Genomic DNA, 25,753 nt, shown 5'->3' on the forward strand with positions numbered 1-25,753 from the left:
CGGGTTGTCCAGGCCAGGACAGATCCTTGGTCACCAGGTCAGGGCCTGCGGACGATTCGGGAGAGCGCCATGGGCAGGGTCAGGACTGCGACGGCCGGGACTATCCACCAGGTTCCGTTGCCCCCCACGGTGTTCAGTGCGGCGGTGAGGGCGAAGGATGCGACGATCGCCACGGCTACCCTCCAGTCGTCACCGACAATGAAGTCGTACCAGAACAGGCCAAACTTTTTCAGGGAGTTGCCGGCCGACGGTTCGCGGGGCGCATCGGGGGCCGTGTCGACGGCCACCGAGCGGGCGTGCACACCGGGATCGGTTTCTTGCGCGGAAGGCTCAATCGTTTGCGAATCGGGAAGATTGCCGGCGAATCCCATCGCGAATTCGCTTGGTTCAGAGGTGGCAGCGGTCGAGGCCACCGACGGATGGCGTCGAAGGACAGCGACTATTGCAAGTGCGATGACGGCCAGGGCGGGGATGATGACAAGCAGGGAGAGGTCGGCGGCAGGCCAAACGGCGCCGGCACCCTCGGCACCCCAGAAGATGCCGAAGCCTGTCAGCATGATGCCGACGATGAACTTCATGGTGTTCTCGGGTACCCGTGAGAGAGGCCCGCGCACAACGATGCCGGCGATGGCCACGAGAACGACGGCCGCGACCGCAGTCCAGGCGGCGAGGCTGAGTTGGCCCTGGATATTGCCGAAGGTGACCACGATAAACGCGACTTCTAGTCCTTCGAGCAGGACGCCTTTGAAGGAAAGGGTGAAGGCGTACCAGTCGCTGACTCCGAGGCGCGACTCCTCGGACGCGGATTGTGCCGCTGCGACTTCACGCTGATAGATCTCGTCCTCGTCGTGGAGGGCTTTGTGGCCGCTGGCGCGGAGGATGGCCTTGCGCATCCACTGCAGCCCGAAAATGAGGAGCAATCCGCCGACGACCAGGCGAAGGACATCCATGGGAATCAGGGCAATCGCGGGGCCGAAGACGATGATGACGGCGGCCAGCACTACTAGGCCTGCGCCGACTCCGGTAAGGGCCGAGCGCCAGTCGCGGGCCGTTCCCGCCGCCAGAACGATGGTGGTGGCTTCCACGGCTTCGACCAGACAGGCCAGGAAGACGGATAGGAGCAACGCGGTGGTATTCAAGGGTGTTCTCTTTCAGTGGTGGACTGTCGTGACAAAAATTCGCTGAGCTTGGCTAGTGCGCGCCCGGCGTGGTCCCGAACGCGATCGCGGCTTCCGGATCCACCGTGACGAGGCAGTCGGCGCCGCGCGGAAGTCCCGCCGGGGCAGACACTGAGGTGAGCCGCCCCCAGGGACCTTCCACCACGTGGTCATAGGTCCGCCCCCGGTAAGCGACGTCAAGGACGCGCCCGGCCAGTGTGCCGGCGGATCCCGGAAGGGACGCGTGGTTCGGTGCCTGGCCGGGGCGGGAATGTTCGGGAAGGCTGAGTCGGGTCGCCGCAGGCCGGACTTGGACGATGGCTTCGTCTCCGGGCTTCAGGTTCCCGGCGCGGCGGCAGTACACTTCGGAGTCTCCGAGCCGGACGGTGACCCTGTCGCCGTGGCCCTGGGTGACGATCCCTGCGAGGGTCCCTCCCACGCCGGTGAACCGGGCGACGAACGGGGTCGCCGGGTTGTTATAAATCTCCTCGGGCCGCCCGTATTGTTCCAGGGTGCCTTCTCGCAACACCCCGATCTCGTCGGCCAGCGCGAATGCCTCACTTTGGTCGTGGGTGATGTAGAGGGCGGACGCTCCCGTCTCGCGGGTGAGCGTGGATATTTCCAGCCGCAGCCGCTCACGCAGATCGGCGTCAAGATTCGACAGTGGTTCGTCAAAGAGGATCAGCGACGGACGTCCAACAAGGGCCCTCGCCAAGGAAACGCGCTGCTGCTGGCCTCCGGAGAGTTCGGGCGGATAGCTGGAGGCTTTACCCGTGAGCCCGACCCGTTCGAGCATTTCCGTGATCAGCCTGGTTGCCGCGGCCGAGCGCAGTTTGCGGCGCCGCAGCGCGTAGCCAACATTCTGTGCCACCGTCATATGCGGCCAGAGGGCGTAGTCCTGGAAGACCATGCCCAGATCCCTCCGTTCCGGGGGCACGTTCATGCTCGCGCTGCTGACGGTTGTTCCGTTCAGGGAAATGCTTCCGCTGTTGAGCCGCTCAATGCCCGCGATAGACCGCAGGAGCGTTGATTTGCCCGATCCCGACGGTCCGAGCAGAACCGCGAACCGGCCCGGCTCGATCCTGAGATCAACCCCGGTCAGAGCGGGCGTGCTGCCGTAGGACTTGGCGGCTCCTTTGACCTCAATGAGACCCCCTGACATCCCCGGGTGTTCTGCGGGGCCGTCCGGGTTCGCCGGGGACACGGCAGTACGGGGGCTGTTGCGTCCGAAGACCGTGGTGATCATGATTGTGGTCCTGTCTTTCGCCACCCGGCAGGGGTGGCCAATCGGAATATGAGCGAAGCCAGTCCTATGACGGCCAGCGAAAACGCGACGGCGAGAACCTCCACGGCGGTTCCGCCGCCGAAGTCGTACGTGCCCAAGGCCTGATTGATCCCCACCGCCACCGGCGGAGAACCCGGCGGATACAGGAGCTGGGAAATGGGCAGCTCAAGGATCGTTCCCGAGAAGGTCAGCAGCCAGGCCGAGAGGATTGGCCGGGCCAACACCGGAAGAACGACGGACAGCCAGGTCCATACCGGTCCGCTGCCGTGTGCACGGGAGGCCTCACGCATCGATTCCTGCAGCTGGCTCATGCTTCCTGCCAGAAGGCGGGTGGTGGAAGGAAGCGCCGAGGCAACGTAAGCGAGTACGAGCAGCGACGCCGTGCCGTAAAGATGAATATTCAGTGCGGCCGTCACCGGAAGGTTGTAGGTGAAGATATACCCGGCGGCGAAGACGATGCCGGGAAGGGCGATGGCTGCCAGCAGGATGAAGTCCAGCACCTTGGCACTGGCGGTAAGTGAGCGAGCCGTCAGCATTCTGGCGCACAGCAACGCAAGCACCGCGGCCGCGGTGGCGGTGATCAGAGCCATCTGGGTGGAAAAGACCAGCGGTCCGAGAAGGTTCGGGCTGTGGAGGGCGTGGTCGTAGTTGGTCAGGGAAAGGGGGTGGTCGCTTTGCAGCGATCCCAGACCATCGATCATCGACGCCGACACGGCGCCGAAAGCCGGAACACCCAGTGCGATGAGGATCAGAACAGTCAGGAACCCTCCGGCCGCCGCTTTCCACGGGCGCGTAAGGCTCAACGTACGCCCGGACCGGCTCCGGCCGCCCAGCACGCGGTAGCTGCGTCCCTTCAACGCCATGGACTGGAGCAGCAGGGCTACCGCGATCAGGCCCAACAGCATCCAGCTGACAGCCGCAGCAACCGGAAACCGCACCGGGAACGCTTCCACGGCGTCGAAGATCGCGTACGTCGCCACAGGGAAGTGCGAAGTGCTGGACAGCGTGGAGGCCACCCCGTAGTCACTGACCGACTCGGCGAAAACGATGGCAAGAGCGGCCCAGACGGCCGGCCCCAGAAGCGAGACTGTCACGCGCAGCGAATCGATGAAGGTGCCGCCGTGGACCCGGACGGCATCGTCGAACTCGCTGCCCAACCCGCGCATGGCGGCGGAGGTAGCCAGGAAACCGAACGGGATCCCCTTGATGCTGAGGATAAGGGCGATACCGACGGGGCCGTAGTAGATGTCGCGCGCCCAGGAGCAATCGATGCCGGCCACGGCCAGGACTCCGGAGGGTTCGAGCAGGCGCTGCCAGCCCATGGACAGCAGGTAGGAGGGTGTCAACAGCAGGGCAAAAACAGCACCCGTCCAGATTTTCCGTCCCGGGGCGTCAGTGCGGACAACGAGCCACGCCAGAGCAAGGCTGACTCCCACGGCAACGGCCGCCGCAACCAGTCCCAAGGCGGTCGAATCAGCCAGCGCCTGAAGCAGTGTGCCTTTGAATGCGGCACTGAAGGCTGAGAGGGTAAACCATTCATCGCCCTGACCGAGCAGACGGGGGCTGAAAGCAGCGAGCAGGAAAGCGCCGATAGGCAGAATCAGGACCATGACAATAGCGAGCCAGAACGCCAGAACGGGCGAGAACCTGACGGACCACGTCTTGCGGGCCTCCGGCGAACGCCACCGACGCGAGGACCCGGCAGACGCGAGACCGGGAACCCCAGTCCCGGCTACGGGAACGGCACCCGGTCCCGCCTTGAAGGGCGGAACCGGTTGCCTTAGCTGCTCGGTCATCTATTTGATGTTCGAGTCGAACCAGCTGACAATGTCGGCCTGCCGCGGGCCCCATGCGAAGGGGTCGATGTGCTGGTACCCGGCGGGGAACGACGGAACCCCGGCAGCCGGAGTGATTCCGGAAATGATGGGCCAGAACAACGAGTCACCGTCGGGGTTGCCGTTCTTCATGGCCTCCTGACCGGCCGGAGAAAGAACGAAATCCGCGAACTTTTTCGCCTGCTCCTGGGCCGTGGCCGGCGCGTTCTTGTCTATGCCGAAGACGCCGGGAAGCAGGGTCGAGGCTGAGAGACTGGCAACCTTGGGCTGAAAGTCTGCAGTCGGCTTGACCTTGAGAACTTCAGCCAGGGCCGCCGAACTTTGGATCATGCCGTACTGGATCTGCCCGGTTTCCAGGGCATGCAGGGTGTCTCCGTTGGTGGGGTAAACCTTCATGCCGTTGGACTTCAGGTCCGAGAACATTTTCTTTCCCTGGTCAACTCCGCCGAGTTGGTTCATTACCCCGGCGATCAGCGGATAAGTCGGACCTGACTGGGAGGGATCGTTCATTCCCACCTTGCCCGTGTACTCGGACCCGGAGAGGTCGGCCAAGCTGGTGGGCACCGCACTGGTTTTCGCAGCGTTGTAAATCACCGCCGGGACCGTCGTCACGCCGGTGGGGATGTAGCTGTGGTCCCCGGGCACCACAGACTGTCCGGCCGGGGTGTACGGGGCGGCAGGAGTGTAGGGAAGCAACTGGCCCTGCTGGTCCAGGGAAGCGAAGGCCGTGTCGCCGTCGGCCCAGAAAGCGGTCCACTGAGGGTTGTTCTTCTCAGCGGCGATCTTCGTCAAAAGCGGTCCCGTGCTGTCATCCACCAGCTTGACCTGAATACCGGTCGCAGCGGTGAAGGCCTTCACCACGGGGGCGTCGTACCCCATCGCCGAATAGAGGACGAAAGGCGCCTGGTCGGAGCCTGCGGCACCAGTCGCCGTTGAGGAAGCTTGGCCAACCGCGGTTCCAGCCGCCTGGCCCCCGCACGCGGACAAAGTCAGGGCCGCGCCAGCTGCCATGGCAGTAACCGCAATCATCGCGGATTTGTTCTTCAGTTTCATCACAGGGTGCTCTCTTCGGAATATGCGCCGTTGGAAGACAAAGCTAACGGCCGTTAGCTTGATGCCGTAATGATCGTGACTTCAGAGGGCTAACACTGCGTCGTGCTTTGGTGAACGAGGGGTTAAGACTGCTAAACGCTTCGCCAGCTGACAGGCACCCGGGAGCCCGTCCGGAGGGTAGCCAGTCATGCTCCGGATACAATCCGAAGATGTGCCCTCCCGAATCGACAGACGGTCCGGATGCGGCCGGGGCGGCCGAATGGCTGATCTTGGTCTACCGTGTCCCCTCCGAACCCACCCGGCTACGCGCGACAGTGTGGCGTCGTCTGAAAGGACTAGGCGCCGTCTACCTGCAAAACTCGATCGCAGCCCTCCCCAAAGCGCCCGCAGCCGAACGTGCCCTTCAGAAGCTCCGCCATGAAATCCTGCAAATGTCTGGAACAGCCGTCCTCATGTCCTCCACGGTCCTTGCCGGAGAATCTCACGTACTCAACCTCTACCAAAAGGCCCGCACCGACGAATACGAGGAGATCATCGACCGCTGCACCGATTTCCTTGCAGGAATCGAGAAGGAACACAACGCCCAGCACTTCACGTACGCCGAACTCGAAGAAAACGAGGTCGACCACACCAAGCTCATCAACTGGCTCGCCAAAATACGGGCTCGCGACACCTTCCAGGCACCCGGCTCGAACGAAGTAGACAACGCCCTGGCCAAATGCGCACAGGCCTTGGAAGACTACGCGGCACGCGTCTATACGGAAGAATCCGAAGCACACTGACGGCTCTGGTCTGCTGCGCGAAATGGCACAGCATGGGCCCTCGAAGGCATTACACCCCGTGCGCTGACCCATCCGGGGGCCGGACTCACCCCGCCCGGCTGCGGCCCGGCTCCTGGACCGGCTCTTCGAAGTGGGTCAGGGTGCCCGCTGAGTCAACGGAATCCACCAAGGACTTGGCGATATCGCGCAATTTCACGTTGCGATTGCTCGAGGTCTCCGTCAGGATCCGGACCGCGTCCTCCTGGCTGCAGCGGCTCTGTGCCATGACAATTCCAACGGCGATGTCAATGGCCGTGCGGGACTCCATCGCCGCCCGGAGATTCTTTGCGCTGTCCGCATGGAGGGCGATCCTGATGGCAAGACGCAGGGCCTGGGATACCTCACGGGTGTATCCGCGGGCCCTGTCTGCGGCCCTTTCGTCGAACTTGTACGCAGCCTCGGAGTACAGGTTGAGCGCTGCTTTGGCCTCTCCCTCAAGGTTGAAAGGCAACGACAACACCGACCTCAGGCCGTGCGACGCAACGGCAGCCGCATAGTCGGGGCCCCAACGGTTCTCCTCAAGAAGATCCGGGACGTGGACTTCCCGATCTTCTTCGGCGGCCGTCAAACATGGCCCCTGGGCCAAGGAATACTGAATCTCGTCCACTTCGCGGGCCGCGTCACTGCTCCAACCAATCGTGAGTGCCTTCCGCTCGCGCAGCAGCGTGATCCCGCAGAGCGCATCATCGCCGTTGCCCGCCACCTGGTGGGCAGAAAACCGTGCGAGCTCGTTGAGGAAGTCCTCGAAGTCGGCACTCTCCAGGATCAGGTTCTGGATTCGGTCGATGGTGGTCCAAGTGGAATCTGTAGGAAGCATGGCACGTTCTCCCGGTGAATATGCTGATTGGGGCATGTGGAAATAATAAGTCCCCTTACATAAGGTCCCACACGGTTGGCAATTGGGAAACGCCTAGCCGGGCGCGAGTTCCCGGAACCGGGACCATGCCGCGGGCGCCAATACCACCGCGACGCCGACGGCGGCCCCGATCACGGTCTCGACGATGCGGTCCCGCAGCAAGAGCCCGGGCGGGACGTTGGCAACCAGCAGAGTGGAAATGAGAGCCAGTGGCGTGACAAATATCTGTGCCACAAGATATTGGCGCGCAATGAAGAGCTCGGCCCCGAACTGGCATACGGCAATTACCAACACCATCTGCCAGGGCGCCGGGCCGAGCCACAGGATTCCGGCCAGCACCAGCAAACCGAGCAGGGTCCCAACGATCCTCTGGATTCCCCGTTGCACCCGATGCCGGGTACTGCGGCCCACCAAGGGAACCACTGCCGCCACCATGGCCCAATAGCCGTGTCCGAACCCGAGCCATTGCCCGGCCAAGGTAGCAAGAGTTCCGGCCAGCCCGGCAGCCACGAAGTAGCCCAAGCCTTCCAGCCACGCTGCCCGGATTTCCTGCGGCAATAACCGGTCCGACGGCGGTCGCTTCCAGGGCGTCCGGTGGCTCGGGACTACCCGTGCCGACATTCCGATCAGCAACGCCAGCACCGCAGTCAAAACGGCGGCCAACATCCCTTCCCAGAGCGGCGGCTGCTGAGGCACGGACGCGATCGCGGCGAAAGCGAAAATATGGAAGAGGGAACCTGCCGGGCGAAGCCGCCACAGCGCAGTCACCACGGAGCAAAATGCAGCAACCAAGGTGGTGCCGAGCGTGAGGATCCACACGTACACGTCCGAGCCCTGTCCAACCCTGGCCGTCAGGGTGGCGAGCAGGATGATGCCAAGCAGCAGCGAACCGGCCCGGAGTTGGCTTCGAAAACGGTGGCTGTGGGGCTCGTTGCGGCCATAGATGTTGGTGAACGCAGCAAAGCTGGCGAAAACCACGAGGTCCAGGCGTCCGAACAAAACGAGGGTGATCAACGGCAGGAAGACGCCCACAGCGCAGCGCACAGCCGGGTGATGGTCCTTGTTGCCGGGACCGATCCTGAACATCTCTGCCAGGGCGTTCAATGGATTGCCTGCCTCTGCTTGCTTCTCTTGATCGGCGTACTGCTCAACTAATACTGCCCGACGGCGGCACTGGCATCCGTTATGAGCTTACGCCGGGCGGCTCCAGGCTGCCCGACCGCCTTCCGTTGAATGGTAAACCCCGGGCGTCAGCATTCGACGACGTTGACGGCGAGCCCGCCCATGGCGGTTTCCTGCGCCGCCGTCCAGCCCGCCTGGCCCGCTACGCGAGGTTCCAGGAAGAGCTCCAGGCGGACCAGGATGCCGCAGACGTGTCCATCCGCGCGGATGCCCGGGGCGGACAATGACAGCCACCTCCCCGGGGCCGGGGTCTACTGATGCATCGCCTCATGAATCTGGAGCGCAAACCAAAGCTGGGCCAACGTAGACGTTTCGGTCATGTCGAGCCCCGTCAACTCGCTGATTTTCCGGATGCGGTAGATGATGGTTTGGCGATGGGCGAAGAGCGCCGCGGCGGTCTTTTGCCATGACCTCTGGGTGTCCAAGTAGGTCTTCAAAGTCACGATGAGATCGCCTTCCTGGCTCTGTTCATAGGTGAAGATCGGGCCGAGCAGCCGCTGAACCAACGCCGTCCCCTCCTCGAAACTCGTGAGCCCCAGCCACGAGGGACCCTCGGCGTAACGGGACAGGTTTACGGCATTGCCTTTCGCTGAACCGAGCGCCCACAGCGATTCCTGCAGTGCACGTTGGACTCCCCCGGCAGACGTAGGCGAGCTGATGCCAATCCGGACCTCGGGCCCCGCGCAATGGATCAAAACGTCATCGGTCACTGCCGCGGATACCGCCACATGAAGTGTATTGAGATGCCGCAGGCAAGCGGCCTGAAGTCCGTGGCGCCACAGTTCGACGTGCATGTTCGCCAGCCGCTCGCCGTCGTCGGCCCCTATCGAAACCACCACGAAATTCTGCGCCGAAATCTCAAAAGCGGTGAGCCTGATCTCCAGTTCCGCGATCCCCAGGCGTCCATCGAACGCCTGCAGGAGGAATTCGCCCGCCAGGCGGTGCCGGCCTTCCAGAGACAGGGCCGTTCGCGAGAGTTCCAACCCCAGCACCGTCGCCGCATGCAGAAGCACGACGGCGTCAGGGTGCGGATCGCTTTTCGGCAGCACCACCAGCACCGCATTGGCGTGGGTGGGGATGTCCATCATCAACACGTGCCGGTCCCGCAGCCGGTGCCATTGGAACTTCTTCCCGGTCATGGGTATATGCCCTGTCAGGGGGGCCAGTTCCGCCTGCAGGAAGTCCGGCAGCGGCTCACCATCCGGATGCCAGGGATGAAGGCAGCGCCGGTCCACAACGAACAGATCCGCATCGAGCTCGGCCTCAAGGCCTTGGAGAAGGCCCTGCCAATGGTCCTCGGATGTTCCCGCCGTACGGAGCAGGTCATAGACCCGGGCGGTCTGACGCAAGCGCCGCGATTCCTCCAGCAAGGAGGCCTCAGCTACCGCTCGTGCGATAGCGATGAACGGCAATGGATACGGAATGCTGATGAGTGGCAGCGGCAACTGTTCGCAGGCCGCGAGGAACTCCGGCAACAGCTCAGGGGCATGCATCTTTTCCCCGATGGCAAGGGCACTGGCACCTGCATCGACGAGCGCCTCGGCGAGCGCTACTTGGCCTTTGGCGTCGGCCGGGATGGACAGGCCGTTGGTCATCATCAGTTCGCCGCCGGTGACCCATTCCCACAGCCTCGGCAGGTCGGAAGTGTGTGCCCACGTGATCCGGTTGTCCCTGCCCGTGGATCCGGCCAAAAGCGTGAGTCCGAGCTGAGGTTCCGCCACGAGCTCAGCCACAGTAATCGCCATGAAATATGCTCCCAGCGCGTTGGTTTCGGGCCTACTCAGGGCCCTTAGACAAATGTATAAGAGCATCGGCCATTTGTAGTCAATCGACCGCTATACGCCGTGACGCACGCCACTAAGAATTGGATTACCTACTTCCCGCTCAAAGGCGAGCACCCCCATCCCAACACCGAACGCTGCGGGCATCGCCGCCCGGCACTGAACAAAGGACACCGGCATGACAACGCATCAGCCCATCGGCCCCGTCGACGCTACAAAAGTCCCCCGGTATGCGGGCCTCGGCACTTTCGCCCGGCTCCCCCAAATCGACCGCGTTCCGGACTACGACATTGCGATCGTCGGCGTACCGTTCGACGGCGGAACGTCCTTCCGGCCAGGCGCCCGGTTCGGTCCTGCCGCGGTCCGCGAAGCCTCCCGGCTGCTGCGTCCCGGGTACCATCCCGAACTGGACGTCGAGCCTGTGTACGAAGTCCAGGTTGTGGACGCCGGTGACATCGCCTGCACGCCTTACGACATCGCCCGGGCCGTCCGCGAAATCGAGGAGCAGGCATTGCCCCTGATCGGTGAGGAAAAGAAGCTCATCTCGATCGGTGGCGACCACACCATCGCCCTCCCGATGCTCAGGGCCCTGAACAAGGTCCACGGACCGGTCGCGTTGCTGCACTTCGACGCCCACCTGGACACCTGGGACACCTACTTCGACCAGCCGGTCACCCACGGAACCATCTTCCGGCGGGCTTTCGAGGAAGGCCTCCTCGTGGAAGACAGGTCCATGCACGTCGGCATCCGCGGGCCGGTCTACGATCGCAACGATTTCCTCCGCGACCACGAATTCGGATTCCAGATCATCCGCTGCTCGGACCTGGACGTCATCGGCGTTCCGGCAGCCATCCAACGGGTCAAGGAGCGGCTCGGCGACACCCCGGTCTACGTCTCCATCGACATCGACGTCCTGGACCCGGCCTATGCGCCGGGCACCGGTACTCCCGAGATGGGCGGGCTCCACTCGCGCGAACTTCTGGCCCTGCTCCGCGGCCTGAACGGCATCAACATCGTCGGAGCAGACGTCGTCGAGGTCGCTCCGGCCTACGACCACGCAGACATCACCACGGTAGCCGCGGCCACCCTCGTCTTCGACCTTCTCGCGCTGATGGTGAACCGCGGCAAAGCCTCCGCCAACGCCGTCCGCGAATTGCAAGCAGCCTCCTGGACCGCATCATGAACACCCGAAGCAATCCCGCCGCAGCTACCGAAGTGCCCCGGCTCGAAGACAAAACCATTCAGCCCATCCCGTTGAACGAACGCCACGGAAAGGCGCGGGACCTCTTCACCATCTGGTTCGGTTCCAACATCATGATCATGACCATCGTGACCGGCGGACTCGCCACCACGGTGTTCGGGCTCAGCTTTGTGCCCGCCATCGTGGGAATCATCCTTGGCAACGTCATCGGTGGCATCTTCATGGCGCTCCACTCCGCCCAGGGACCGCAATTGGGCGTGGCGCAGATGATCCAGACCCGCGGCCAATTCGGCTCCTTCGGGGCGCTGCTGATCGTGGTCATCGTGGTGATCATGTACGTCGGATTCTTCGCCGCGAACCTGGTCTTTGGCGGCGAAGCAATGGCCGCGGTCAGCCCGGACATCAGTGTTGACGCAGGCATCATCATCATCGGCGTCGTGAGCGTTGTTGCCACGATCTTCGGCTACCGACTCATCCACGCCTACGCACGCTTCCTCAGCATCGTGGCTGGTTTGGCGCTGCTGCTGGCCTTCGTCTGGATCATGTTCGTCCACGGGCTGCCCGCCACTTTCCTGTACCAGGGAAACTTCAACTGGGTCGGCTTCATGGCCACCGTGTCCGTATCCGCCTTGTGGCAACTCGCCTACGCTCCCTACGTCTCGGACTACTCCCGCTACATGCCGCAAGGCACCGGCTCGGGCCCGGCGTTCTGGGCCTCCTACTCAGGCTGCGTCCTGGGGACCCTCTTCCCGATGATCCTGGGTGCCTTGGTGGGAACCCTCGCGGTCACGATGGGCGCAGACGCCGGCAACGTCGAAATCGTCGGAAGCATGGGAGCGTTGCTCCAGCCATGGACACTGGCAGTCGTGGGAATCTTCTGCCTCGGCGTTGCAGCGTCGAACGCCATGAATCTCTACTGCGGCGTCCTGTGCAGCCTCACTATTGGGCAGACGTTCAAGCCGAACTGGTTGCCTCGCGCCAAGACCCGAAGCGTTGCGGCCATCATCCTCTTTACCTTCGCACTCCTGATCTCCCTGTTCGCACGCGACAACTTCATCCTCTTCTACACCAACTTCCTCTCCTTCCTGATGTACGTGCTGGTTCCCTGGACGGCCATCAACCTGGTGGACTACTACCTCCTCCGGCACGGCGACTACAGGGTTGAGGACTTCTTCAAGCGCGACGGCGGAGTGTACGGCCGCTTCAACTGGGTCGCCATCGGTTCCTACGTGGCAGGTGCCCTGGTCCAGCTTCCGTTCTCGGCAACAGCGATCTACACCGGACCCGTCGCGGCAGCCATGGGCGGCGTAGACCTCTCCTGGATTGTCGGACTCGTGGTAGTTGCTCCGCTCTACTACGTCGCGGCACGCACCTTCCGGAAGAAGACCGAGGCCACCCCGCTTCAGGCCCCCGCACTCGCAAGCGAATTGGTCTAACGCACCGCGGGCTTGGGCCCGTACTTCCCATAAACTCCCGACGCCACGACCGGCGCCAGAAAACAAAGGCAAAATCATGACACTCATCGACACCGAACAGTTCACCGTCCGTCGCGTCAGCGAAGACAACAACTCCCCTGCGGCCCACAACGCCCCGGGCATCTTGCCACTGCCTCTGCCTCCCGGCGGGCACTTTATTGGCGGATCGTTTGTTCCGGGCTCTTCCACCCACCTCATCGACGTCGTAGACCCCACCACTGAGCAGGTCATCGCGTCCGTGCTGGCCGGCACAGCTGCCGACGTCGATGCTGCTGTTGAAGCCGCGGTGGCGGCCCAGAAGTCCTGGGGCGCCACGACCCCGAAGGAACGCTCCGAGGTGTTGAACCTGATCGCCAACATCATCGAAGCCAATCGTGAAGCCTTCGAAATCATCGAGTCCGCCAACACCGGCAAGCCGCGAACCGTTGCCGAGGACGATGTCTCCAGCACTATTGATACTTTCCGTTTCATGGCCGGAGCGTCCCGTACGCTGACGTCCATGGCTGGCGGGGACTATGCAACCGGGCACACCTCGGTGATCCTCAGGGAGCCCGTGGGCGTCGTCGGCGTCATCACCCCGTGGAACTACCCGCTGCTGATGGCTGCCTGGAAGATCGCGCCTATCCTGGCCGCCGGAAACAGCATCGTCCTCAAGCCGTCCGAGCAGACACCACTCTCGACGCTCAAGCTTGCGGAACTCCTCGCCGGACGCATTCCGGACGGAATCCTCAATGTCGTGACGGGACAGGGCCGGACCGTCGGACAGCGGATTTCCGAACACCCTGACGTTGCCCTCGTCGCCTTGACAGGGAGTGTCGTTAGCGGACAGGCCGTGGCGGAGACTGCGGCCAAATCGGTCAAGCGCGTCCATCTCGAACTCGGCGGCAAGGCTCCGGTTGTTGTGTTTGCCGACGCCGACCTCCGTGCTGCCGCCGCCGGCGTGCGAAACGCCGGGTACTGGAATGCCGGCCAGGACTGTGGCGCTGCATGCCGCGTACTTGTGCACGAGTCGGTGGCTGCCGAGTTCACGGAACACTTGGTGCGCGAAGTCAGCACCCTAGTGGTCGGCGCTCCAGGGGCAGGGGACGACGTGGAAATCGGACCCATGATTTCCCGCCCACACTTCGAACGCGTCAAGGAATCGCTGGCCGAGGCAAAAGCTGCTGGCCTGCACATGGCCATCGGCGGTTCTGCGTTGGAAGGCCCGGGTTACTTCATCGAACCCACGGTCATCGGCAACGTCCCGGCCGGGGCGCATGTTGCCACCCACGAGATCTTTGGGCCCGTGGTCACGGTCGAGACTTTCAGTTCCACCGAAGAGGCCATCACACGGGCGAATGAGAGCCCTTATGGACTATCTGCCTCGGTATGGACCCGGGATTCAAGCCTCTCGTTGAGCGTTCCAAAGCAACTCGACTTCGGCACCGTCTGGGTCAATTCACACTTGGTGCTGGCTTGCGAGGTACCGTGGGGCGGATTCAAGGGATCCGGCTACGGCCGGGACCTCTCGCTTTACGCCCTGGACGATTACTCCCGCACCAAGCACCTCATGATCAACCACGGCGCATGAGCCTTCAGACAAGCAACGGAGCTTAGCAATGACCACCGCGCACCTTCCCCACACATCATCCTCGGCACGCTCAGCCACCCCGCCGGCCCCTTTCGGAACAGACGTCACCTGGACCAATTGGGGCGGGAACCAGAGCGCCACGCCGGCCTTCACCGTCCGGCCGCGCACTGAACAAGAAGCGCTCGACGCCGTTCGTTTCGCGATCCGCGAAGGCTTGCCCGTGCGGGCGGTCGGCTCAGGGCATTCATCCTCGCCGCTGGTCCAGACGGGGGGCGTCCTGATGGACATGTCCGCACTATCGGGGATCACCGGAACCGACCCTGTCCGGCGTCGTGCCAGAGCCCTTGCCGGCACCACCATCAATGCCTTCGGCGATCCGTTGTGGGAGCAAGGCCTCGCGCTGGCCAACCAAGGCGACATTGACAAGCAGCAGATTGCGGGCGCACTCTCAACCAGCACCCACGGCTCCGGGAAGGATCTGGGGAGCTTCTCGTCAAGCCTCCGTTGGGTGAAGCTGATCAATGGTTACGGCGAGATCGTCGAAATCGGCGAGGGGCAGCTCCGCGAACTCAGGGCCGCACAGGTGGCTTTGGGTACGCTCGGGATTTTCCTCGAGGTGGAGTTGGCCGTTGAGGACCGCTACTACTTGCAAGAACAAATCACGTATCCCACTTGGGACGAGACCACCGCAACCTGGCAGTCCGACATCGACGCGAACAGGCATTACTCGTTCCTCTGGTGCCCGGAGGAAGGCTCGTGCGAGCTCCTGGACCTCCCGGGCGCGCCAGGCCTGAGCATGGCAAACCGCAGCTACACCAAGCGCTACAACATCGCGCAGATCCAGGACGAGCAAATTTCGGGTACGGAAGGTGCCCGGCTGGACCGTTCGTACCGTATTTACCCGGGCGGATTCACCACGCCGTTCCATGAACTCGAGTACTTTGTGCCGAACGAGGTTGGACTGTCCGCCGTTGAGGCCGTCCAGGACCTGATCCGCACCAAGCACCCTGACCAGAAATACCCCGTAGAGGTTCGCTGGGTGAAGGCCGACGAAGGCTACATGTCCCAGTTCCAGGGACGCGACACCACAGTGATCACCCTGACTACCGAACCCGGGACCGACTACTGGCAGTTCTTCCGTGATGCCGATTCGGTGCTGCAGGACTTCGAGCCACGTGCGCACTGGGGAAAGATCCATTTCATGACGAGGAGCCGTTTGGAACGCCTCTACCCGGAGTTGGACACCTTTATCCAAGTACGGCGCGAGTTCGATCCGCGCGGAATATTCCTCAACGACCACACCCGCGCCCTTCTGGGTTGACCGAGCGAAATTGGGTCCGATACACCCGTTTGAAACTTTGGAGTGGTAGTTTGATCTCTGATTTAGCCAGAGACTCGTACCCACCGGAGGATATTCCATGCTCAAAGGTTTCAAGGACTTCGTTCTTCGCGGCAACATCATCGAGCTGTCCATCGCAGTCGTCATCGGCACCGCGTTCACGGCCCTGGTCGCAGCCTTCACCACCAACATCATCAACCCGATCATCGCCGCGGCCGGGGGAGTCAACGCACAGGGACTGGGCTTCTCCATTTGGCCGGACAACGCGAAGACCTTCGTCAACTTCGGCGCCGTCATCACCGCGTTCGTGACCTTCCTGATCACGGCCGCCGTGGTGTACTTCATCTTCGTTGCGCCCATGAACAAGATCAACGAACTGACCAAGCGCCGTGCCTCCATCGAAGAACCCGAGGACGAACCGCTGCCGGCTGACACCGCCCTGCTTGTTGAGATCCGCGACCTCCTGACCGATCTCGCCGCCGCCAACAAGAGCGACGAAAACGCCCGCTAGGTTCCGGGCATTACGGCCAGTTCGGCGCGTCCGGTCGGCGCCGAACTGGCCCACATCAGTGCTGCCTCAGATCGTGACGCAGGCGCAATCCACCTGAAACAGGGCTCGGGCACGATAGTGCCATGAAGCCGAACAAGAGGACTTCCGCTACAGCCGAGCTCTCCTGCGAAGTATGCGGCCAGATGCCCGAGGCTCCGAAGGCCCGGGTCACCGTGGCCCAAATCGCCGTGATGCTGCCCATCGAACTCCTTGTCCACGCCGCGGTGGTTGAAACGCAACTGCCTTACCTGGCCAAGGTGCTCCTCCTGACCGTCACCGCAACGGTCCTGGTCATTTGGGTCGCCGAGCCCTCCGCGGCCAGGATTCTGCGGCGCTGGATCCACGCACCTGCCCTCCGCCACCGCAGGAAGCTCCATTCGGCCCCGGCCCTTTGGCGGGCGAGGACCGTGCTCCGCGACCAGCCGGGTTCCCTCCAACGCATCACCCAATCCCTGGCGCGGACCGACATCAACATCCTCAGCATCCATGTCCACCCCATGGATGGAGCCGTCATGGACGAATTCGTACTTTCCGCTCCGGGCCACCTCGGCGAGCAGGAGCTACTGACAGCGCTCGACGACGGCGGCGGCCGGGATTCGCACGTGTGGCCTACCACTGCACTCGCCATGGCGGACGGCCAGACCAAGGCCCTGAGCCTGGCTGCCCGGATCGCCGACAACCCGCACGAACTGCCGCTGGCGGTTGCGGAACTCCTTTCGGCGAAAATCGTCACCCCGGAACCGGAAGGTCCGGCTGTCGAGGCGGGCGCCGCCGTCGGGCCCTCCACGACGCTCCTCAAGATTCCCACCGCCTGGCACGGGCCGCTCCTGTTCTCCCGGCCGGGCGAGCCGTTCACGCCGGCGGAATCAGCACGTGCACACCGGCTCGCCGAGCTTGCGGAAATCCTGGCGCACACCCGAAGGGGTACCCGATCCTGACCAGCCCAGCGCTGAGATTTCACATCGCGAACCCGACATCGTGGCCTGCAAACTCCGCAGGTACAGTTTGTCGGGTGACTACCAAGATTGATCTCGAGCGTGCTGCCGATACCCTCCGGGCGTGGGCATTGGATGAAGGCCTGAAGCAACGTGTCATGTCCACACCGGCCTTGGCGACAATGGCTTCGCGCGTGGCAAGGCGATACTCGGCCGGGGACACTGCCGCCGACGCCATCGAGGTAGCCGCAGCGGCGGTAGCCCGCGGGCATGCCGCCAGTATCGAATACGCCGGCGAGAGCGTGCGCGACGCCGACCTGGCACGCTCGGAAGCCGGGGTGTTCCTCGAGGTGGGCGCTGCACTCGGGAAGACCGGCCTGCCGAGCACGATCTCTTTCGACCTCTCCCACCTCGGCGCTCTCGTGGACCGCGATCTGGCGCTCAACCACGTACGCCGGCTTGCCGCGATAACTGAACCGTACGGGACGGGACTTATGATCTCGGCCGAAGGTTCCGATCGGACCGATCTGGTCCTCGACCTGTACGACGAACTCGCTGTCGAAGTCCCCCGCGTCGGCATCACACTCCAAGCCCGCCTGCACCGCACCCCGGGAGACCTCGAGCGGGTCCTCCGCCACCCGGGTACCGTTCGCTTAGTCAAAGGCGCGTTCCTCGAACCCGAGTCCGTCGCCTACCCCCGCAACAGCGTCGAACTGACTGCTGCCTACCTCGATCTGGCAAGCAAGCTCATCCGCTCCGGCCACCCGCTTTCCCTCGCGACGCACGACGACGAGCTCGTCAACACGCTCATCACCAGGCACGGCGAGGCGCTGAAGACCGACGCGATCGAATTCGAGATGCTCCTCGGACTGGGGACCGATCTTCTCGACCGGCTCCAAAGGGACGGCTACAGGACGCGCGAGTACGTCATCTTCGGTGGCGAGTGGTGGTTGTACGTCCTCAACCGCATCGCGGAACATCCGGAACGGGCGCTGACGGCTCTCGCCGACCTCAACCTGAGCTAAGCGCTCCCCGATCCTGCCCTAAACGCCTGACGACACGGAAAATCCATGGCGACACCGGAATTCCAGCGTCGCCGGACTTTCTCCGCGCCCCGTAGCCAGTTGCGCGTCTTGAGGTAGGAAGCGCGTCGGCAAGCAGGCACGCCCCAAGCCGAGCCTCCGGTATCCCATCCGTCGCCCCGTCACCGAGCAACACCGCCAATCCGGGCCTCACAACCCCCGGTCACATTCCGTTTCTTCGCTTTGTATACCAAAACCCTTGACAGTGCGCCGGGTCACATCTAATTTTGATTTTGGGATCCCAAAACGGGATCCCAAAACGGACTCAACGAACCGGCAGCGTCCCTCCTCCCAGAAGAAGGACAGGGCCGCTACTGCTGCCGCAGGCGCGAGTCCGGCTGCCGAGGCAACCCGCACCCAGCGCAGCAATTCAAGTCTTTCCCCGCTCCTCAAACTCCCCTGAAGGAGAAACTGTGTCTCTCCAAAACACCGAAACAGAAGCGCATGCCTTCGAAGGAAAAGCAGAAGAAAAAGCCGGCAAGGACGGCGTGCAGCGACGCACGGGTGTCCGTTGGAGGCTCTTCGTCCTACTGCTGATCCTGGTAGCCGTCAACTACATCGACCGCGGCTCCATCTCCGTGGCATTGCCCATCATCCAGAAAGAATTCAACCTCGCGCCGGAACTCGTCGGGCTCCTGCTTTCGGCATTCTTCTGGACCTATGCCCTCATGCAGATCCCGGTCGGCTTGCTCATCGACAAGTTCGGCCCCCGCAAGGTCGTCACGGCGTCGTGCATCGGCTGGGGTGCCGCAACGGCCGCATCCGGCCTGGCCGGCGGCTTCCTCAGCATGTTCATCGCGCGCCTGGGTATCGGCGTCGCCGAGGCCGGAGTCATGCCGGCCGGCGGCAAGCTCAACGCCATCTGGATGCACAAGAAGGAGCGCGGCCGCGGCGCCACGATCCTTGATGCAGGCGCCCCGCTCGGCGCCGGCCTGGGCGGCATCCTCATCACCTGGCTCATCGCCTCAACAGGCAGCTGGCGCTACTCGTTCATCATCGCCGGCGCCGCCACAGTCCTCATGGGCCTGGCCGTCTGGTGGTACGTCCGCGACAATCCCCGCAACCACAAGCGAGTCAACGACGCCGAGGCCAGCTACATCGAGGCCTCCCACGCCGAGGAAGACGCCGAGGCCAAGAAGGACGGCGTCAAGGGCAAGCGCGCTCTCCTCCCCTACCTGAAATTCCGTTCCTTCTGGGCCATGTGCTTCGGCTGGCTTGGCTTCAACGGCGTGTTCTACGGCCTGCTGACCTGGGGCCCGCTGTACCTGGCCCAGGCCAAGCACTTCAACCTGAACACCATCGGCTGGTCCACCTTCGTGATCTTCGGCGCCGGTTTTGTCGGCGAAATCCTGGGCGGCACCATCGCGGACAAATGGCGTGCAGCCGGCGCGTCGGCAAACAAGGTCATGCGCACCCTGCTGGGCATCTCCAGCATCGTGGTGATTGGCGGCCTGGTAGGCGTCACCATCGTGGCAGACCCGACGACGGCGGTGGTCCTGCTGTCCGTGGTCATGTTCTTCCTCCGCCGGGTTGGCCTGTTCTGGAGCATCCCCTCCATTCTTGGCGGGCGCACCAACTCGGGCGTCCTGGGCGGCGCCATGAACTTCAGCGGCAACATCTCAGGCTTCGTCACCCCGATTGTGGTAGGTCTGATTGTCGGGGCCACAGGCTCCTACACCTGGGCCCTCCTATACTTTGTCGGATCCGCGATCATCATGGGCGTATCCGTGCTGACGCTGGACTACGGCAAACGACTTCCGGTCTAACTCGCCTGACCGGTCTGGCCGGACGGTCCTGAACCACCAAAAGGCCAGACGCCCGCCGGGAATGCCGGGCGCAATGACCCAAGAGAACACGAATGGAGCAAAGATGCTGATTGCAGATGAAACCCCCACCACGGACCGCCCCCTCCGGGAATCCGTGCGGGACGCCATCCGTTCGCGAATCTTCGAGGGTCATTACGCGCCCGGCACCCGGCTGGTGGAGCGGGACCTCGCCGCCGAATTCAACGTGTCGCGACTCCCCATCCGCGAAGCCCTCCGCATGCTGCGGCAGGAAGGCCTCATCCAGGACCGCGCCTCCCGCGGTTCCGAAGTGGCAGGATTGAGCCCCAAAGACGTCGAGGACCTCTTCGACGTCCGTCAGTCGCTCGAAGTCCTGGCATGCCGCCTGGCAGCGGCCCGCGCCACCGACAAAGACCTCAAGCACTTGGCCGGACTCCTCGATGAGGCCGATCGCTTCCTCGCGAAAGGCTCAATCCTCGAGGCCCACCGCGCCAACAGCGAATTCCACGATGCCATCACGGCCATCGCCAACAACGATTTTCTGCGCACCGCGCTGGAACCGCTCCAAGGCCGCATGCACTGGCTCTTCCGCCACGTTGACGACCTGCCCGAACTGATCCAGGAACACCGCGATCTCTACGCCGCCATCGCCAGCGGCGATCCCGAGCGGGCCGCAACCCAATCGGCGTCGCACATTGGAAAGTACCGCGAGCAGTTCCCTCAGGACGCGCCCGCCACCGAACTCACGTTGCAAGGCAAACGAACATGAAATTGCTAGTCATCAATCCCAACATCAGCGCCGATGTCACCGCGTTGATCGACGCCGAAGCCCACCGCTCCGCGGGGACTGACACCGAGCTGATCGTCCGGACCGCCGGACATGGCGTCGAATACATCGAGACCCGTTTTGAAGCCCTCATCGCAGCCGGCGCAGTCGCCGAAATCATCGCCGAGCACTGCGTCGGAGATCCGGCAACGGACCACATAGATGGCGTCGTGGTGGCAGCATTCGGCGACCCCGGAATGCCTGCGCTCAAGGAACTCACCGACGTACCGGTCATCGGCATCACCGAGGCCGCCCTCTGCGCCGCGGCCCTGCAGGGCCAACGCTTCTCCATCATCGCCATTTCGGACCGCATCACCGCTTGGTACCGGGACTGCGTGGAGCATTTCGGACTTGGCAGCCGTCTTGCCTCGATCCGGTCCATCAACCAAAGCCTCAACGGCATCGGCACGGTGCAAAAGGATTTCAAGGAAACCCTCCTGGCACTGAGCCGGCAGGCCGTCGCGGAGGACGGCGCCGACGTCGTCATCCTCTCAGGTGCCCCGCTTGCCGGACTCGCGCGCGAGCTCGAAGGACAGATCCCCGTGCCCGTGGTGGACGGAATCTCCGCCGGGATCCGCATGATCGAAGCGGTCGTGGCGCTGCATTCCGGTTTCCACCGCCAAGGCGCTTTTGCCCCGCCGCCCGTCAAGCACCGCCGGGGGTTGTCCGAAAACCTCGACGCCGCCCTGACCGCCATCCAGGCCGCCGCCAGCACTTCCGTTACTGCCAACGCGACTGTCGCCGTTCCAGCCGGAAAGTAGGAGCCACCGTGACCATTCCCGATCTCGTCATCGCCCACGGCACCGTGGTCAACAGCCGTCAATCCACTGGGCCGGCCCGGCAAGCCGCCCACGTCGTGGTCGACGACGGCCGCATCACCCAGCTCATTGACGCCGCGGAACCGGTCCCCGCCGCCTCCCGCATCATCGACGCGTCCGGCAAGTTGGTCATCCCTGGCGGCGTGGACGGCCATTGCCACGTGGCCCAAGTGACCGGCCGCTTCCGCACCCTGGACGACTACCGCGCCACCTCCACCGCGGCCCTGTGGGGCGGCACCACAACCATCATCGATTTCGGTATTCCGCGTGACGCCCAGGAATCCCCGCTGGACGCAGTCCTGAACAAGAAACGGTTGGCGGCCGAGTCCCGCTGCGATGTCGCGCTGCACGGCTCAGTGGTCAGCTGGGACGAGACCGTGCCCTGGCAGCTGGAGCAGCTCGCCGCCGAGGGCGTTCGTTCGGTGAAGATGTACACCACCAATCGCGGCTCCACCATGGCCGACGGTGACACCATCCTGAAGGTCATCCGCGAAATGGTGCGCCTGGACGGACTCACGTACATCCACGCCGAGCACGATCCCATCATTGCCGACTGCACCGAACAACACGCCGCGGACGGCCGGATCGGCATCGAGCACCTGCATTCCACGCGGCCCGAACTCGCCGAGGAAATCTCCGTCAAAGAGACTCTCGCCATGGCCGAGTACACCGGAGCGCCCGTCTACTTCGTGCACCAGTCGACCCCCGGCGCGGTGGATCTTGTCACTGAGGCCCGCGGGCGCGGCCAGGAAGCCTACTCCGAGACGTGCCCGCACTACTTGACGCTGGATGACACCGTCTACGGCAGCGATTTTCCCGAATGGTATGCGTGCTGCCCGCCCATGCGCAGCGCTGAAACAGTAAAAGCGCTGAAGGAACGCCTCGCAGCCGGAGCCATCCACACCGTATCGTCGGACCACTCGTGCTACGACCTCTCGCAGAAGCGCGAGCGCACCGACGACGTCCGCTTCATGCCGCACGGATTGCCCGGCGTCGAAACCCGGATGCCCGTCACGTTCACCGCGATGGCGGCCAACAGCACAGTGGAGGACTTCGTCGAGGTCTTCTCGGCCGGCCCCGCGCGGATCAATGCCGTGCCCGGCAAGGGCACTATCGCGGCAGGGTTCGACGCCGACCTGGTAATCTTCGATCCCGCCGAGGAACGCGAGGTCGACGGCGGCGCCCTCCACATGGGAACTGACTTCTCGCCTTTCGAAGGGAAGACGCTGAGCGGCTGGCCCGCCGTCGTCGTCTCCGCCGGACGCGTGGTGGTCGACGACGGCGGTTTCCACGATCCCGGACCGGTTGGCCGTTTCGTTGCCCGCAACGGTTTCGCCGCCCACCGCGACGCGCTGTCCGTTCGAAAACCGCCGTCCGTTCCCGCGACCGTTTCTGCTTAGGAGAACCATGCCTTCCGCACACCGCCCCACCCGCATCGGCATGATCGTGCCGTCGTCCAACACCTGCCTGGAGCCGCAGAGCTACCGGATCCTGGGTGACCGCCAGGACGTCGCCATCCACTTCACGCGGATTCCGGTCACCCGGATTGCGCTGGATGATTCCTCGGACAAACAGTTTGATTCGGCCGTCATGCGGGAGGCCGCCGGATTGCTCGCGACGGCGGACGTGGACGTCATCGCGTGGAACGGAACTTCGGGTTCGTGGCTCGGTTCAGCGCATGACGAAGCCCTGGTCCGGGAAATCACGGAGGCCACCGGGATCCCGGCCACCACCTCCACGTTGGCCTACCTGGAGGCCTTCAAGACGTTCGGCACCGAAAGGATCGGCATGTTCACGCCCTATACAGGGGACGTGAACCAAGCCGTCATTGAGTCATATGCGCGCGAAGGAATCAAGACGGTGGACCACCGTCACCTGGACCTCAGCAACAATGAATCCTTCGCCCGGGTCACGGACGCGGAAATGCTGCCCGGGTCCTTGGAACTTGCCGCCTCGAACCCGGACGCGCTCATTTATTTGTGCACGAACCTTTACGGCGCCAACATCACCGCGGAAGTGGAGGAAACCACCGGAGTACCGGTGCTTGATTCCGTGGCGGTGACGCTGTGGCATTGCCTCAAGCTTGCCGGAGCGCCGTTACTGGCATCCATGTGGGGCCGGCTGCTTGCAGAACTGCCTTGATTCGTAAGTGGTCCCCTCTTAAAGAGGCTGGATGTTCTCCGCCTGGGGGCCTTTCGGGCCCTGCACGACGTCGAACTGGACCCGCTGATTCTCGTCCAGTGATCGGTACCCACTCGAGGCGATCGCCGAGTAGTGGGCAAAGACGTCCGCCGAACCGTCGTCGGGGGCAATGAAGCCGAAACCCTTTTCGGCGTTGAACCACTTGACAATACCTGTTGCCACGGCCATGTTCCTTCTCTGAATCTGACTGACCATCGGCTTCAAACCCGATGCCCCCGGACGCATACGTCCGCTTCCTCAAACCTACGGTGCGGGGTTCGGGGGCGCAAGGATCCGCGTGGACTCATTGAAAACCTCCACGTAGCCGCTGTCTTTGCGGGTGCCCGAATCTTGAGGATTTCTTGCTCCTCTGCAATGCGGGATCTTGAAATTGGGACGGCAGAGTGGTTGACGATTAGCGTCGTCGGCCATGAAGGAGAACACCAAGTGGGGCTGTTCCGGCGCCGGTTCGAAGCGGCAACGCCAAAGATCCACGTGGACATCCTCGAAGACCACGCACTGCTCCGGGAGAGTCTTGCTTCCTGGCTTGAGGCCAACGCCGCAACCGTGAAGGTGGTGGGCAGGTTCAGTTCCTGGGCCGAGCTCGCCGCCTCGCTGGGAAAGTTGTCTGACGTTGTCCTGTTGGACATCATCCTTGGTGACCGGATCCCGCTGCGCTCCAAAATCCAGGCCATTCTCTCTACAGGATCGCAAGTGGTGGTCTGCAGTTCCCTTGCGACCCCACTGGTAATCCGCCAAGCGTTCGACGCCGGGGCGCTGGCCTACGTTCCCAAGACGGCGGGGGCCGAAGTGCTCACCACAGCCGTTCTCGCCGCGGCGCGCGGCGAGAAGTTCGTCCTGCCCGAGCTTGCCGGCGTCTTTGACGTCCCCGGGCCGCGGATCCGCCTCACCCCACGCGAACACGAAGCCGTCACGCTGTACCTAGGCGGCTCGGGCGGGACAATGGCCGATGTCGGCGCGAGCCTGGGCATCAGCGCCGACGGCGTGAAGAAGCTCCTCGTCTCGGTCCGCCGCAAAGCCCATAACGGACCGGAACCCCTCAGCCGGCCCGCGCTCCGGGAACTGCTGATCGCCGACGGCTGGCTGCTCCCTGATCAGTGACGGGCTGTGCCGCGCGGCGACTCACCGGGGAACGCGGCGTGGCCGTCGACGGGGACCTCGCCCTCAACTATTGGCGGCCGTACGACGATCGCGTCGGACTGGAGGGCACTCCCGACGACCCGGAGTCGATCGCCAGCGAATGCCGCGCGTTGGGAGTCGCCGTCGAACTCGTCCCGGGCGACTTGAGCGATCCAGCGGTGCCGGCTGAGGTCATCAGGGCTGCCGGGACCCTTGGGCCGGTGACCGGTTTGGTCATGTCGGACTGCGAATCAGTGGACAGTGCCATCCTGACGACCGACCCTGAGAGTTGGGACCGCCACTTCGCTGTCAACGCCCGCGCGACGTGGCTCCTCATCAAGGCGTTCGCGGAGCAACTACGGGAACCCGTTGTTGCGGGCGACGTCGGCGGCCGGATTGTCGCCTTGACGAGCGATCACACTGTTCGCAATCTGCCGCACGGCGCGAGCAAGGGGGCCCTCGACCGCATCGTCACAGCAGCCGCCGTGGAGCTGGCAGGCCGGGTTGTGCGCGCGAATGTGGTGAACCCGGGCCCGATCGATACGGGGTGGATGGACGACGCGACGCGGCGCTCGGGCATTGACGCGACGCCGGCCGGTCGACTCGGCACGGCCGAGGACACGACGGACCTGGTGAGATTCCTGTTTTCCGAGCAGGGCTCGTGGATGAATGGCCAGATTCTTTACAGCAACGGGGGCTTCAAGGTCGGCTGAGGACTGACGGACCGCCGCCCCCGCCCCTTTGCGGGACAGGAGTGGCGGTCGGCAGCAGCAAGGCGACGCTGGGGCTAGCCTCGATTTTTCATCGGTTGTCTGAACGGTCGTCTGGGTCCTGATTTTTGCTGGGTGGGTGCGTCCGGCTGATCGGGGGCGTGCTGGAGGG

At 63.6% G+C, this 25,753-nt stretch carries 24 protein-coding genes; 15 read left to right on the plus strand and 9 right to left on the minus strand.

The window, feature by feature from the left end; translation table 11 throughout:
- Nucleotides 1-38: 38 nt before the first annotated feature.
- The 4 genes from ABH924_RS16995 to ABH924_RS17010 are packed head-to-tail and all read right to left on the minus strand — an operon-like array spanning nucleotide 39 to nucleotide 5,330.
- Nucleotides 39-1,139, minus strand: a complete 1,101-nt coding sequence (locus ABH924_RS16995) for a COG4280 domain-containing protein (RefSeq protein WP_404500646.1) — start codon at nucleotides 1,137-1,139, stop codon at nucleotides 39-41.
- 52 nt (nucleotides 1,140-1,191) lie between these two features.
- Nucleotides 1,192-2,403 (minus strand): ABC transporter ATP-binding protein, encoded by a 1,212-nt coding sequence (locus ABH924_RS17000; protein ID WP_404500648.1) that lies wholly within the window; start codon nucleotides 2,401-2,403, stop codon nucleotides 1,192-1,194.
- Nucleotides 2,400-4,238, minus strand: coding sequence for an ABC transporter permease (locus ABH924_RS17005; RefSeq protein WP_404500650.1), 1,839 nt, complete (start codon nucleotides 4,236-4,238; stop codon nucleotides 2,400-2,402). Before ABH924_RS17005 ends, ABH924_RS17000 begins: the two co-directional genes overlap by 4 nt.
- A complete protein-coding gene (locus tag ABH924_RS17010; protein WP_344789159.1) occupies nucleotides 4,239-5,330 on the minus strand; it encodes an extracellular solute-binding protein in 1,092 nt (363 codons plus the stop codon).
- Nucleotides 5,331-5,539: 209 nt separating this feature from the next.
- On the opposite strand from ABH924_RS17010, the gene ABH924_RS17015 reads away from it, so the two are divergent.
- On the plus strand, nucleotides 5,540-6,112 hold the full coding sequence (locus tag ABH924_RS17015) for a Chromate resistance protein ChrB (protein WP_234751636.1): 573 nt from the start codon (nucleotides 5,540-5,542) through the stop codon (nucleotides 6,110-6,112).
- Nucleotides 6,113-6,197: 85 nt separating this feature from the next.
- Here the strand turns inward: ABH924_RS17015 and ABH924_RS17020 are convergent, their stop codons facing one another.
- From ABH924_RS17020 to ABH924_RS17035, 4 genes are all read right to left on the minus strand, one after another.
- Complete coding sequence (locus tag ABH924_RS17020) at nucleotides 6,198-6,968, minus strand: GAF and ANTAR domain-containing protein (protein WP_404500686.1); 771 nt, start codon at nucleotides 6,966-6,968, stop codon at nucleotides 6,198-6,200.
- 93 nt (nucleotides 6,969-7,061) lie between these two features.
- Nucleotides 7,062-8,111, minus strand: a complete 1,050-nt coding sequence (locus ABH924_RS17025) for an FUSC family protein (RefSeq protein ID WP_404500653.1) — start codon at nucleotides 8,109-8,111, stop codon at nucleotides 7,062-7,064.
- Between the two features lie 146 nt (nucleotides 8,112-8,257).
- Nucleotides 8,258-8,413 carry a hypothetical protein gene (locus tag ABH924_RS17030; RefSeq protein ID WP_404500655.1) on the minus strand — a complete coding sequence of 52 codons (156 nt, stop codon included), beginning with the start codon at nucleotides 8,411-8,413 and terminating at the stop codon, nucleotides 8,258-8,260.
- 27 nt (nucleotides 8,414-8,440) lie between these two features.
- Nucleotides 8,441-9,934 (minus strand): PucR family transcriptional regulator, encoded by a 1,494-nt coding sequence (locus ABH924_RS17035; RefSeq protein ID WP_404500657.1) that lies wholly within the window; start codon nucleotides 9,932-9,934, stop codon nucleotides 8,441-8,443.
- A 214-nt stretch (nucleotides 9,935-10,148) separates the two neighbouring features.
- Here ABH924_RS17035 and speB point away from each other — a divergent pair, with 214 nt between their 5' ends.
- From speB to ABH924_RS17095, 12 genes are all read left to right on the plus strand, one after another.
- A complete protein-coding gene (gene speB, locus ABH924_RS17040) occupies nucleotides 10,149-11,153 on the plus strand; it encodes an agmatinase (protein ID WP_404500659.1) in 1,005 nt (334 codons plus the stop codon).
- On the plus strand, nucleotides 11,150-12,607 hold the full coding sequence (locus ABH924_RS17045; protein WP_404500661.1) for a purine-cytosine permease family protein: 1,458 nt from the start codon (nucleotides 11,150-11,152) through the stop codon (nucleotides 12,605-12,607). Before speB ends, ABH924_RS17045 begins: the two co-directional genes overlap by 4 nt.
- Before the next feature lie 76 nt (nucleotides 12,608-12,683).
- On the plus strand, nucleotides 12,684-14,216 hold the full coding sequence (locus ABH924_RS17050; protein ID WP_234751630.1) for an aldehyde dehydrogenase family protein: 1,533 nt from the start codon (nucleotides 12,684-12,686) through the stop codon (nucleotides 14,214-14,216).
- Nucleotides 14,217-14,244: 28 nt separating this feature from the next.
- Nucleotides 14,245-15,537 (plus strand): D-arabinono-1,4-lactone oxidase, encoded by a 1,293-nt coding sequence (locus tag ABH924_RS17055; RefSeq protein WP_404500663.1) that lies wholly within the window; start codon nucleotides 14,245-14,247, stop codon nucleotides 15,535-15,537.
- Between the two features lie 97 nt (nucleotides 15,538-15,634).
- A complete protein-coding gene (mscL, locus tag ABH924_RS17060; protein ID WP_234751628.1) occupies nucleotides 15,635-16,066 on the plus strand; it encodes a large conductance mechanosensitive channel protein MscL in 432 nt (143 codons plus the stop codon).
- Between the two features lie 122 nt (nucleotides 16,067-16,188).
- Complete coding sequence (locus ABH924_RS17065) at nucleotides 16,189-17,043, plus strand: ACT domain-containing protein (protein ID WP_234751627.1); 855 nt, start codon at nucleotides 16,189-16,191, stop codon at nucleotides 17,041-17,043.
- Nucleotides 17,044-17,117: 74 nt separating this feature from the next.
- The gene (locus ABH924_RS17070; protein WP_404500666.1) at nucleotides 17,118-18,065 is read left to right on the plus strand and encodes a proline dehydrogenase family protein; all 948 of its coding nucleotides are present in this window, start codon (nucleotides 17,118-17,120) and stop codon (nucleotides 18,063-18,065) included.
- Nucleotides 18,066-18,535: 470 nt separating this feature from the next.
- Nucleotides 18,536-19,888: an MFS transporter gene (locus ABH924_RS17075; RefSeq protein WP_404500668.1), complete on the plus strand. Its 1,353-nt coding sequence runs from the start codon at nucleotides 18,536-18,538 to the stop codon at nucleotides 19,886-19,888.
- Nucleotides 19,889-19,991: 103 nt separating this feature from the next.
- The gene (locus tag ABH924_RS17080; RefSeq protein WP_404500670.1) at nucleotides 19,992-20,675 is read left to right on the plus strand and encodes a GntR family transcriptional regulator; all 684 of its coding nucleotides are present in this window, start codon (nucleotides 19,992-19,994) and stop codon (nucleotides 20,673-20,675) included.
- The gene (locus ABH924_RS17085) at nucleotides 20,672-21,493 is read left to right on the plus strand and encodes an aspartate/glutamate racemase family protein (RefSeq protein ID WP_404500672.1); all 822 of its coding nucleotides are present in this window, start codon (nucleotides 20,672-20,674) and stop codon (nucleotides 21,491-21,493) included. Before ABH924_RS17080 ends, ABH924_RS17085 begins: the two co-directional genes overlap by 4 nt.
- Before the next feature lie 8 nt (nucleotides 21,494-21,501).
- Nucleotides 21,502-22,950 (plus strand): amidohydrolase family protein, encoded by a 1,449-nt coding sequence (locus tag ABH924_RS17090; RefSeq protein ID WP_404500674.1) that lies wholly within the window; start codon nucleotides 21,502-21,504, stop codon nucleotides 22,948-22,950.
- A gap of 7 nt (nucleotides 22,951-22,957) precedes the next feature.
- Complete coding sequence (locus tag ABH924_RS17095) at nucleotides 22,958-23,692, plus strand: aspartate/glutamate racemase family protein (protein WP_404500676.1); 735 nt, start codon at nucleotides 22,958-22,960, stop codon at nucleotides 23,690-23,692.
- A gap of 18 nt (nucleotides 23,693-23,710) precedes the next feature.
- On the opposite strand, the gene ABH924_RS17100 is transcribed toward ABH924_RS17095, so the two are convergent.
- Nucleotides 23,711-23,914 (minus strand): cold-shock protein, encoded by a 204-nt coding sequence (locus ABH924_RS17100; RefSeq protein ID WP_035743560.1) that lies wholly within the window; start codon nucleotides 23,912-23,914, stop codon nucleotides 23,711-23,713.
- Nucleotides 23,915-24,178: 264 nt separating this feature from the next.
- Here ABH924_RS17100 and ABH924_RS17105 point away from each other — a divergent pair, with 264 nt between their 5' ends.
- Both ABH924_RS17105 and ABH924_RS17110 read left to right on the plus strand, forming a co-directional pair.
- Entirely contained in the window at nucleotides 24,179-24,853 is a 675-nt protein-coding gene (locus ABH924_RS17105; protein WP_404500678.1) for a response regulator, read from the plus strand.
- Between the two features lie 38 nt (nucleotides 24,854-24,891).
- The gene (locus ABH924_RS17110) at nucleotides 24,892-25,584 is read left to right on the plus strand and encodes an SDR family oxidoreductase (protein WP_404500680.1); all 693 of its coding nucleotides are present in this window, start codon (nucleotides 24,892-24,894) and stop codon (nucleotides 25,582-25,584) included.
- Nucleotides 25,585-25,753: the final 169 nt, after the last annotated feature.

It is taken from the genome of Arthrobacter sp. GAS37, from assembly GCF_044908325.1.
GTDB lineage: Bacteria > Actinomycetota > Actinomycetes > Actinomycetales > Micrococcaceae > Arthrobacter > Arthrobacter ramosus.

What these genes read in the sequence shown, in the direction of transcription:
- ABH924_RS17000 (WP_404500648.1), bottom strand. Translation starts at nt 2,403, where the DNA reads ATGATCACCACGGTCTTCGGACGCAACAGCCCCCGTACTGCCGTGTCC.
- ABH924_RS17005 (WP_404500650.1), bottom strand. Translation starts at nt 4,238, where the DNA reads ATGACCGAGCAGCTAAGGCAACCGGTTCCGCCCTTCAAGGCGGGACCG.
- ABH924_RS17010 (WP_344789159.1), bottom strand. Translation starts at nt 5,330, where the DNA reads ATGAAACTGAAGAACAAATCCGCGATGATTGCGGTTACTGCCATGGCA.
- ABH924_RS17015 (WP_234751636.1), top strand. Translation starts at nt 5,540, where the DNA reads ATGTGCCCTCCCGAATCGACAGACGGTCCGGATGCGGCCGGGGCGGCC.
- ABH924_RS17020 (WP_404500686.1), bottom strand. Translation starts at nt 6,968, where the DNA reads ATGCTTCCTACAGATTCCACTTGGACCACCATCGACCGAATCCAGAAC.
- ABH924_RS17035 (WP_404500657.1), bottom strand. Translation starts at nt 9,934, where the DNA reads ATGGCGATTACTGTGGCTGAGCTCGTGGCGGAACCTCAGCTCGGACTC.
- speB (WP_404500659.1), top strand. Translation starts at nt 10,149, where the DNA reads ATGACAACGCATCAGCCCATCGGCCCCGTCGACGCTACAAAAGTCCCC.
- ABH924_RS17045 (WP_404500661.1), top strand. Translation starts at nt 11,150, where the DNA reads ATGAACACCCGAAGCAATCCCGCCGCAGCTACCGAAGTGCCCCGGCTC.
- ABH924_RS17050 (WP_234751630.1), top strand. Translation starts at nt 12,684, where the DNA reads ATGACACTCATCGACACCGAACAGTTCACCGTCCGTCGCGTCAGCGAA.
- ABH924_RS17055 (WP_404500663.1), top strand. Translation starts at nt 14,245, where the DNA reads ATGACCACCGCGCACCTTCCCCACACATCATCCTCGGCACGCTCAGCC.
- mscL (WP_234751628.1), top strand. Translation starts at nt 15,635, where the DNA reads ATGCTCAAAGGTTTCAAGGACTTCGTTCTTCGCGGCAACATCATCGAG.
- ABH924_RS17065 (WP_234751627.1), top strand. Translation starts at nt 16,189, where the DNA reads ATGAAGCCGAACAAGAGGACTTCCGCTACAGCCGAGCTCTCCTGCGAA.
- ABH924_RS17080 (WP_404500670.1), top strand. Translation starts at nt 19,992, where the DNA reads ATGCTGATTGCAGATGAAACCCCCACCACGGACCGCCCCCTCCGGGAA.
- ABH924_RS17085 (WP_404500672.1), top strand. Translation starts at nt 20,672, where the DNA reads ATGAAATTGCTAGTCATCAATCCCAACATCAGCGCCGATGTCACCGCG.
- ABH924_RS17095 (WP_404500676.1), top strand. Translation starts at nt 22,958, where the DNA reads ATGCCTTCCGCACACCGCCCCACCCGCATCGGCATGATCGTGCCGTCG.